Consider the following 7,500-nt stretch of genomic DNA (forward strand, 5'->3'; position numbering starts at 1 on the left):
CCGTAAGTGTTTTGAGCAAACCGCTCAGATAATTAGGGGAGATATTTAGCTGGCTGGATATATCCTTTACCGTGGGGGGGCCGTTCTTTTCCAGTACCTCCCTGGAAAAGGCTTTTTCCAGCAATGCTTCCAGCTGGCTGAGGATGCCATGGTGGGTGATTTTCCGGGTAATGAATTGTCGCTGGTAAAAGCGTTCTGAATAGCCCAGCAGCGATTCGATGAGGGAAATAATAATTCCCTGGCTGAACCTGTCAATATTGGTACTATATTCCCGTTCAATATTTTTGAACAACCCCTGGATGGTCTGCTCCTCATTATCAGACAGGAAGAGGGCCTCATTTACCGTATAGTCAAAAAATTCGTATTGCTTTATTTTCAATGCAAGGGGATGCTTCCAGAGAAAATCCGGATGGAGCAGCAGCAGCCATCCGGATGGATCTATTGCTTCTGCCAGGCCGGCATCAAAACTGAATACCCGGCCGGGTGCTATAAAATTCATCACCCCTTTATCAAAATCATATTCCTGCTGTCCATATTTCATTTTTACGCAAGACCGGGTGAATCTGCTCATACCAATAAAGTAAAAATCAGTGGTCAGCGGCATATCTACCTGCTGAGGCAGCTCCTTTAGCCCGGCAATATCAATTACACTGATAAGCGGATGTTTGGTGCCAGGCAAGCCTCTCAATTGTAACAGCTCATTGACGCCTTTTATTTTCAGGGGCAGGTTTCCGGCCATGATATTTTAGTTTTGATGATACCAGGTAGCATACTCCCTGGCAAAATCCCGCAGTTTTCGTTTCCCTAATACGGGCCTGTTAAGGTAGTAATCCTTTTGTGCTTTTCCATTGTGCATATTTTCCTGCATTTCTACCAGTAACCCCGCCACCTCAGGTGATACGCCACTGGCTTCGAGCGTCTGTTTCACCTGTTCTCCGGGAAATACTATCCATTGGAGCCCCGGTATTCCTATTGCTTCTCCTATAATCTGTGCTGCCTGGGTACAGGTAAGCTCTTCGCTGGCCACGTATTTCACTTTTAAACGGGTAACCGCCGGGGTGTTGATTTCTCCGGCTATAGCCACGGCAATGTCTTCAGGAGCCGCAAAAGCCACCATATCTTCACCGCCATAATTGGATATGATCATGCCCTGGCGACGGATCATTTCCTTAAGGTGATAGAAGTTACTGTAAAATGGCCCTGGTCGCACAAAGGTAACAGCCACTCCGGTCAATGCCTCAAACTTTTCCTCGGGCCTGACAGATTCCAGCAGGTGGGCTACCCACCCGGTGAGTACAACCACACGTTTTATTCCTGCTTCACTGATGGCCCGGGTGTAATTGTCCATATTTTCGTCCCATGCGCTTACGCTGCGTGATGTGAAATCCAATGGATTCATACAATAAACAACATCAGCTCCGGTAAAAGTGTTAATAAGGAAAGGCAGGTCCCGGATGCTGCCAATAGCAGGTTGGGCGCCCATAGCCTTTATCCGGGCCTGCTTATCCGGATTTGTGCTGATAAGGATCACCTGGTGGCCTTGTTTCACCAGTATCTCTGTTAGTGGTTTACTGATATTCCCTAAGGAACCGGTAAGTACGATTTTCATTCTTAATGGTTTAATGACCTCAAAGGTCCCCCGGAATGCGCAGGGAAATGTGTTCATATCTCAGGAAATTGTATGAAAATGTATTTTTGTAATTGTGCATTAATTTGCACGTAAAACAAATAACATCCGTGATACAGCAACTATTGGCTCATATAGCGCAGTTTTGTACCATTCCGGCAGACAAGGCCGCCGGTTTGGAGCCGTTCTTTGTGCAGAAGGAATTTAAGAAGAAAGAGCTGCTTTTAACAGAAGGGCACCGCTGCTTTGAGAAATACTTTATTGTGAAAGGCTGCGTACATTTATGTTACCTGAAACAAAACGGGAGCGAACAAACCATTGACTTTGCCCTGGAAAACTGGTGGACGTCGGATTTTATGGCCTATCAGCAGGGAACTGCCGCCCGGTTTTCTATTCGTGCCATTGAGCATACGGAAGTGCTGAGTATCAGTGACAGCAGTCAGCGCAAACTGCTTGAGCAGGTACCGGAACTGAACGCATATTTTCACAGGGTATTCCAGCGGGCTTATGCGGCATCTCAAATGAGAGTAAGGTATTTGTATGATTTTTCTAAAGAACAGTTATACCTCCATTTTCTCGCGCATTACCCGGAATTTACACAGCGTGTTCCCCAATATCTTCTTGCTTCTTTTTTAGGCTTTACACCGGAATACCTGAGCGAATTAAGAAAGAAATTTCTTTCTTAAACCAGTTGAAGAAATAAGGCATTTGCGTTTTTTACCTTTGTAAAACGCAAAATAAATCACTATGAGCACAGTAATTAAACATCGTTTGGATGTATGGAAAGAGGAGCCTTTGTACTGGAATTTAATGTCGGGGATAGATAAACGCCTGTATGAATCGACTATCTCCGGAAGTCTTATAGATATTATTAAGATCAGGGTTTCGCAAATAAATAAATGCGCCTTTTGTATCGATTACCATACGCGGGATGCACTGAAGAACGGAGAAACGGCCCGCCGGATATTTGCGCTGTCCGCCTGGCAGGAGAGTCCCTTGTTTACCGACACGGAGCGCACAGTGCTTGAAGTGGTGGAGGAAATAACATTGATTTTTAATCATGGTGTTTCGGATGCCGTATACGAAAGGCTGAAATCTCTTTTTACGGAAAAAGAAATAGCCGATATTATTATTTGTATCTGCCATATGAATTTCTTAAACCGCGTGGGTATTTCAACAAAAACAACTGCTCTATAGGCAACATTCGCTGAGCAGCAGGGAGGGAAGCGGGTAAGAAGAAAGGCCAAAGTACCTTTAAAATTTAATTACAGCGGTCATTGAATCGGCTTCCGCATATAAATCTGCACCGCAGGCACATTTTAAGTTGGTAAAGTCAAAGTTGTTTGTTTCGCAGGAATAGCAGTAATCAGGTAAGACACTGCGTCTGTAAAAAGTTATTTTTTTTATCTTTTTAAATAATACCTCAATTTCATCAAAGGTAAACAGGCTCTTCGCATAATTGATGCGGTTTCTGACAGTTTCCAGCGCTATCTGATTGGTTTTGAGATGATCAATGAGCAACAGGCATTGCAGGGGCATAAAGATGTTGCCATTTCTGCCAAAAAATTTCAGAACAGACTTATTAAATGTCTTTGCCCGTTTTTTATAATATTCATGACCTGGATGGGAAGTATGAAGGTCCTCTAAAATATAGATGGCGCCTGGCGCCAGGAAATCTATACTTTCCAAAAGAGAAATTTTCTGATGTAAAGGATCATGACTGCCGTCTTCGATTAACAGATCAATCGGTTGATCAATACTGAGTAATATTTTCCGGTATTTCTGCGCATCGCTTTGATCCGCCTGGAAATAACGGATGCGATCATCCTGCGGCCACTCAGGCATCGCAGGCACAATATCCAAACCATAAATTTTCGCTTCACTATATAGTTCCCGCCAATACCGGATAGACTCTCCTTTAAAAACCCCAATTTCAAGGATGTTTTTTGCATTAGCAGGGATAAGGTTTTCATAAAACTCATTATACTTATGCCAATAGATCTTATCAGATGTACTTTTCATCCCGGCTATTTTTTTATGCTTATGAAAATACGGTAAATCAGTTGAAATGAAGTCATAATGTTGGGATTTTAAACGTCAGCAGGCTCAGTGTGCTATAGATGGTAAGAATGCCGGTGTGATCTCCCCGCATTCGCCATAAAATTTCCGGACATAATAAAAAGAGATATTTCCAAAATAAATTTGCGCAAGTGAATACTTGCTCTTACATTTGCAAGTACATACTTGCATTTATGAAAATCAGGAGAGATGTATACCAGGCCATAGCCGATCCTACAAGAAGGGAAATCATTAACCTGGTAGCGGCACAGTCGTACAATGTAAACACCATTGCGGAAAAGTTTGACATGACCAGGCAGGCCATATCCCTGCATGTTAAAATACTGGAGGAATGCGGCCTGCTGGTGATCAAACAAAGCGGAAGGGAAAGATTCTGTGAAGTACAGTTAGATCAGCTGGATGAAGTAGTGAGCTGGATAGATCAATCCAGGAAGCTGTGGACGAAGCGGTTTGAGAAATTAGATAAATACCTGCAACAACAAAAATCCAAAGGAAAATGAAAACGAATAAAGAAGATCTTTTAATCACGCACCTGTTTGATGCACCGTGCGAGCTTGTTTTTGATGCCTGGACGGATCCGGAACACCTGCAGCATTGGTATGCACCGGATGGATGTACCATCGCATTTAAATTGATAGATGTGAAAGTTGGAGGCAGGTTCCATTCCGTTATCCACGATCCCGTTCATGGAGCATGCTGGATCACCGGCGTATACCAGGAAATAAAGGCCCCGGAAAAGCTTGTTTTTACGATGGAACTCAGCAATGAGCAGGGGATACCCGTTAGCGCCACCGAAGCGGGGAAATCTAAAGAGTGGCCACCGGCCATTATTACCACCGTTACCTTTGAACCGGTTGGCGGGAAAACAAAACTTACCCTGCATCAAACTGTTGCCGAAGCGGAAGCCCGGAAAACCGGCGCTTATCAAAGCTGGTTCAGTATGTTCGATCGTTTAAATGCGCTATTGCCGGTGAATAAATAATAACGTTATGATGTATCGTTTAATGCCCGTCCGGCTGCTGTTGTTAACAGGCGTGTTAACCAGTTTCACTTACTTTTCAACATCCAGCCATATGAGCAAAAATAAAGAAACGGTGAGCCGCTACATGGATGCCTTTAACCAAACGGATCATGCTAAAATACTTGCCTGCTTAACCGATGATGTAACCTGGGAACTTCCGGGTGTTTATTTACACAAAGGAAAAGCAGCGTTTGATAAGGAAATTGAAAACAACGCATTTACCGGCAAACCCGTTATTAAAGTATCCCGGATGACGGAGGAAGATAATGTAGTGACGGCGGAAGGTACGGTGCAGGCGAAAACAAATGACGGGGTGATACTGCACCTTGTTTTCTGTGATGTTTTTGAGATGGAAAACGGGTCGATAAAAAAACTGACCAGTTACCTGATGACCTTACCCGGTAAAAAATAGTATCCTATTTACTATCGATTTTGTATATTAGTGTTGGCTAACACTACGCTATACCTGTTCTTCAGAAAAACATTCAAAGTAATGCGGAGCTTATGAATCAGTAATCATTCAAATAAGCTTCCAATGAAACAGTACTATCTGCCAATTATTTCAATTTTACTCTTCGTTGCGTGTAATAACGGTACTAAAACAAAAGGCACCTCCGCAACCGTTAAAAAATCACCCGATATACGCTGTTATACTTCCAGGATAACAGATAAAGACTGGTATACTTCAGGTAAGAAGGCGCCAAAGCTGGAGGGTTGGAAAGGAATTGACTTCCCGGTTTCAACCGGCAGCAGGGAAGCGCAGGCATATTTTAACCAGGGAATGATGCTGGCTTATGGTTTTAATCATGCCGAAGCGGCAAGGTCTTTTTATGAAGTCACCCGGCTGGATACTACCTGTGCTATGGGATATTGGGGATATGCTTATGTGCTGGGCCCTAATTACAATGCAGGCATGGAGGATGATAATTTTCAGCGTGCCTGGAACGCAGTTGCCAGGGCAAAGCTGCTTTATGGCCACTGTACTACAAAGGAAAAGGCCCTTATAGATGCATTGGCTTCCCGTTATGCAATGCCCGCTCCGGCCGACCGGAAGCCCCTGGATATCGCCTATGCCGCCGCCGTGAAGAAAGTATATGAGCAGTACCCGACCGACCCTGATATCGGTGCATTGTATGCGGAAGCAATGATGGATGTTCATCCATGGGATTTGTACGATAAAAAAACGAAGCAGCCCCGGGCCTGGACACCGGAACTGGTGAAGGTGCTGGAACACCTGATCAAAATTAATCCCACTCATCCGGGAGCGCATCATTTTTATATTCACGCTATGGAGGCATCCGCCACTCCTGAAAAGGCCATGGCAAGTGCACGGTTGCTGGATACGCTGGTGCCGGGATCGGGGCATTTGCTGCATATGTCTTCGCATATTTATATTAACACCGGCGACTATCACGCCGGCTCCCTTTCCAATGTACATGCCGTGGAAGCCGACAGCAGTTATACGGTTGCCTGTCATGCGCAGGGAGCCTACCCGCTGGGCTATTATCCGCACAATTACCATTTCCTGGCGGCCACCGCTACGCTGGAAGGCAATTCCGCCCTTGCATGGAAGGCCGCAAAAAAGCTGCGGGAACATACCGCGGAAGATATTATGCGCCTGCCCCGCTGGGGCACTCTACAGCATTACTACACCATACCGTATTACATTGCGGTAAAGTTTGGCATGTGGGATACTATTTTTTCTCTTCCTGCGCCGGCGGTAGACCTGGTATATCCGCGGGCCATCTGGCATTACGCACGGGGAATGGCATTGCTGGGCAGGAACAGTGTGCCAGCTGCACAAAAGGAACTGGACAGCCTGAAACTGCTGGCTGCTGATACAGCACTGAAACATATTACCATCTGGGATATCAATACCACGGCGGATCTTGTGCAGATAGCCGTGAAGGTATTATCTGCCGAAGTAGCTGCAAAACAGCAGCAGCCCGATGTATCCATTGCTTTACTTAAAGAAGCCGTTGCCATAGAAGATGGTTTAAATTATAACGAACCGCCGGATTGGTTCTTTTCCGTAAGGCATTACCTGGGAGCAGTGCTCCAGGAAGCCGGGAAATACAGTGAAGCGGAAAGCGTTTACCGCGAAGATCTGCAAACATGGAAAAAGAACGGGTGGGCATTGCTGGGATTATATCATTCATTAATCTCCCAAAATAAAAATAGCGAAGCACAGCAAGTGAAATCAGCATTTGAGGAGGCATGGCGGTATGCTGATGTGAATTTACCGCTCTTTCCTGAAAACGAACACCGCGCCCAGGCCGGCAATAAGCGCGCACATGCCATATAACTGGAAGGCTTTTTCCAGCCCGGTGTTAACGATCAGGCTCAATACCAGGCTTCCCAGTCCGTAACCCAGGAACAGGAAAAAGGCAAAGAGCCCGGTTGCGGCGCCCCTGTTGGCGCTGAAGGTGGTAATGATAGCGGCAAACAACGGATGCGAAAGATCAAAGCCGAGGGATAAAAGGGTAACAAGCGAACAGGAAGCCGCCAGGCCAAAATTCCGGCTGAGCAGCAGTACCGCTAACGACCCTGCGAAAATGCCGATTGGTATGATCTTGCTCCTGCCATAGCGGTCTGCCAGCTTTCCCAGGAAAGGCCCCAGCAAAAGTCCGGGTATACCGTAACCAAGCAATGCCAGGCCGATCTGCATTTCACTTAGTCCATAATTTTTGTAAAAGAAATAACCTAACCAGGCAAAGATCCCGCTGTGAAACATACCATTGAACAGCACATAACCATAACTCCACCAGGCCCG

10 protein-coding genes are annotated in these 7,500 nt (G+C 45.4%); 6 read left to right on the plus strand and 4 right to left on the minus strand.

Annotated features, from left to right (window positions below; translation table 11 throughout):
- Both VN105_RS13715 and VN105_RS13720 read right to left on the minus strand, forming a co-directional pair.
- Positions 1-739: AraC family transcriptional regulator (locus VN105_RS13715; RefSeq protein WP_325641791.1), on the minus strand; the 739-nt coding region annotated here is incomplete at its 3' end.
- Between the two features lie 6 nt (positions 740-745).
- Positions 746-1,609 carry an NmrA family NAD(P)-binding protein gene (locus VN105_RS13720; protein WP_325641793.1) on the minus strand — a complete coding sequence of 288 codons (864 nt, stop codon included), beginning with the start codon at positions 1,607-1,609 and terminating at the stop codon, positions 746-748.
- 128 nt (positions 1,610-1,737) lie between these two features.
- Between VN105_RS13720 and VN105_RS13725 the strand changes: the two genes are divergently transcribed.
- Together VN105_RS13725 and VN105_RS13730 are read left to right on the plus strand one after the other, a co-directional pair.
- Complete coding sequence (locus VN105_RS13725; protein ID WP_325641795.1) at positions 1,738-2,313, plus strand: Crp/Fnr family transcriptional regulator; 576 nt, start codon at positions 1,738-1,740, stop codon at positions 2,311-2,313.
- Between the two features lie 61 nt (positions 2,314-2,374).
- Positions 2,375-2,824 carry a carboxymuconolactone decarboxylase family protein gene (locus VN105_RS13730; RefSeq protein WP_325641797.1) on the plus strand — a complete coding sequence of 150 codons (450 nt, stop codon included), beginning with the start codon at positions 2,375-2,377 and terminating at the stop codon, positions 2,822-2,824.
- Between the two features lie 57 nt (positions 2,825-2,881).
- Here the strand turns inward: VN105_RS13730 and VN105_RS13735 are convergent, their stop codons facing one another.
- Positions 2,882-3,649, minus strand: coding sequence for a class I SAM-dependent methyltransferase (locus VN105_RS13735; protein ID WP_325641799.1), 768 nt, complete (start codon positions 3,647-3,649; stop codon positions 2,882-2,884).
- Between the two features lie 230 nt (positions 3,650-3,879).
- On the opposite strand from VN105_RS13735, the gene VN105_RS13740 reads away from it, so the two are divergent.
- The 4 genes from VN105_RS13740 (at position 3,880) to VN105_RS13755 (ending at position 7,032) form a co-directional block, all read left to right on the plus strand.
- The gene (locus VN105_RS13740; RefSeq protein WP_325641801.1) at positions 3,880-4,206 is read left to right on the plus strand and encodes a metalloregulator ArsR/SmtB family transcription factor; all 327 of its coding nucleotides are present in this window, start codon (positions 3,880-3,882) and stop codon (positions 4,204-4,206) included.
- Positions 4,203-4,688 carry an SRPBCC family protein gene (locus VN105_RS13745; protein WP_325641803.1) on the plus strand — a complete coding sequence of 162 codons (486 nt, stop codon included), beginning with the start codon at positions 4,203-4,205 and terminating at the stop codon, positions 4,686-4,688. Before VN105_RS13740 ends, VN105_RS13745 begins: the two co-directional genes overlap by 4 nt.
- A 7-nt stretch (positions 4,689-4,695) precedes the next feature.
- Positions 4,696-5,139, plus strand: a complete 444-nt coding sequence (locus VN105_RS13750; RefSeq protein ID WP_325641806.1) for a nuclear transport factor 2 family protein — start codon at positions 4,696-4,698, stop codon at positions 5,137-5,139.
- A gap of 123 nt (positions 5,140-5,262) precedes the next feature.
- A complete protein-coding gene (locus VN105_RS13755) occupies positions 5,263-7,032 on the plus strand; it encodes a hypothetical protein (protein ID WP_325641808.1) in 1,770 nt (589 codons plus the stop codon).
- On the opposite strand, the gene VN105_RS13760 is transcribed toward VN105_RS13755, so the two are convergent.
- Positions 6,967-7,500: MFS transporter (locus tag VN105_RS13760; RefSeq protein ID WP_325641810.1), on the minus strand; the 534-nt coding region annotated here is incomplete at its 5' end. The two genes, VN105_RS13755 and VN105_RS13760, sit on opposite strands and share 66 nt — an antisense overlap.

Source organism: Chitinophaga sp. (assembly GCF_035564935.1).
Taxonomy (GTDB): Bacteria; Bacteroidota; Bacteroidia; order Chitinophagales; family Chitinophagaceae; genus Chitinophaga.

Bases quoted from the DNA above. Each gene is read 5' to 3' on its own strand.
- VN105_RS13720 (WP_325641793.1), bottom strand. From the start codon at position 1,609: ATGAAAATCGTACTTACCGGTTCCTTAGGGAATATCAGTAAACCACTA.
- VN105_RS13730 (WP_325641797.1), top strand. From the start codon at position 2,375: ATGAGCACAGTAATTAAACATCGTTTGGATGTATGGAAAGAGGAGCCT.
- VN105_RS13735 (WP_325641799.1), bottom strand. From the start codon at position 3,649: ATGAAAAGTACATCTGATAAGATCTATTGGCATAAGTATAATGAGTTT.
- VN105_RS13740 (WP_325641801.1), top strand. From the start codon at position 3,880: ATGAAAATCAGGAGAGATGTATACCAGGCCATAGCCGATCCTACAAGA.
- VN105_RS13745 (WP_325641803.1), top strand. From the start codon at position 4,203: ATGAAAACGAATAAAGAAGATCTTTTAATCACGCACCTGTTTGATGCA.
- VN105_RS13750 (WP_325641806.1), top strand. From the start codon at position 4,696: ATGATGTATCGTTTAATGCCCGTCCGGCTGCTGTTGTTAACAGGCGTG.
- VN105_RS13755 (WP_325641808.1), top strand. From the start codon at position 5,263: ATGAAACAGTACTATCTGCCAATTATTTCAATTTTACTCTTCGTTGCG.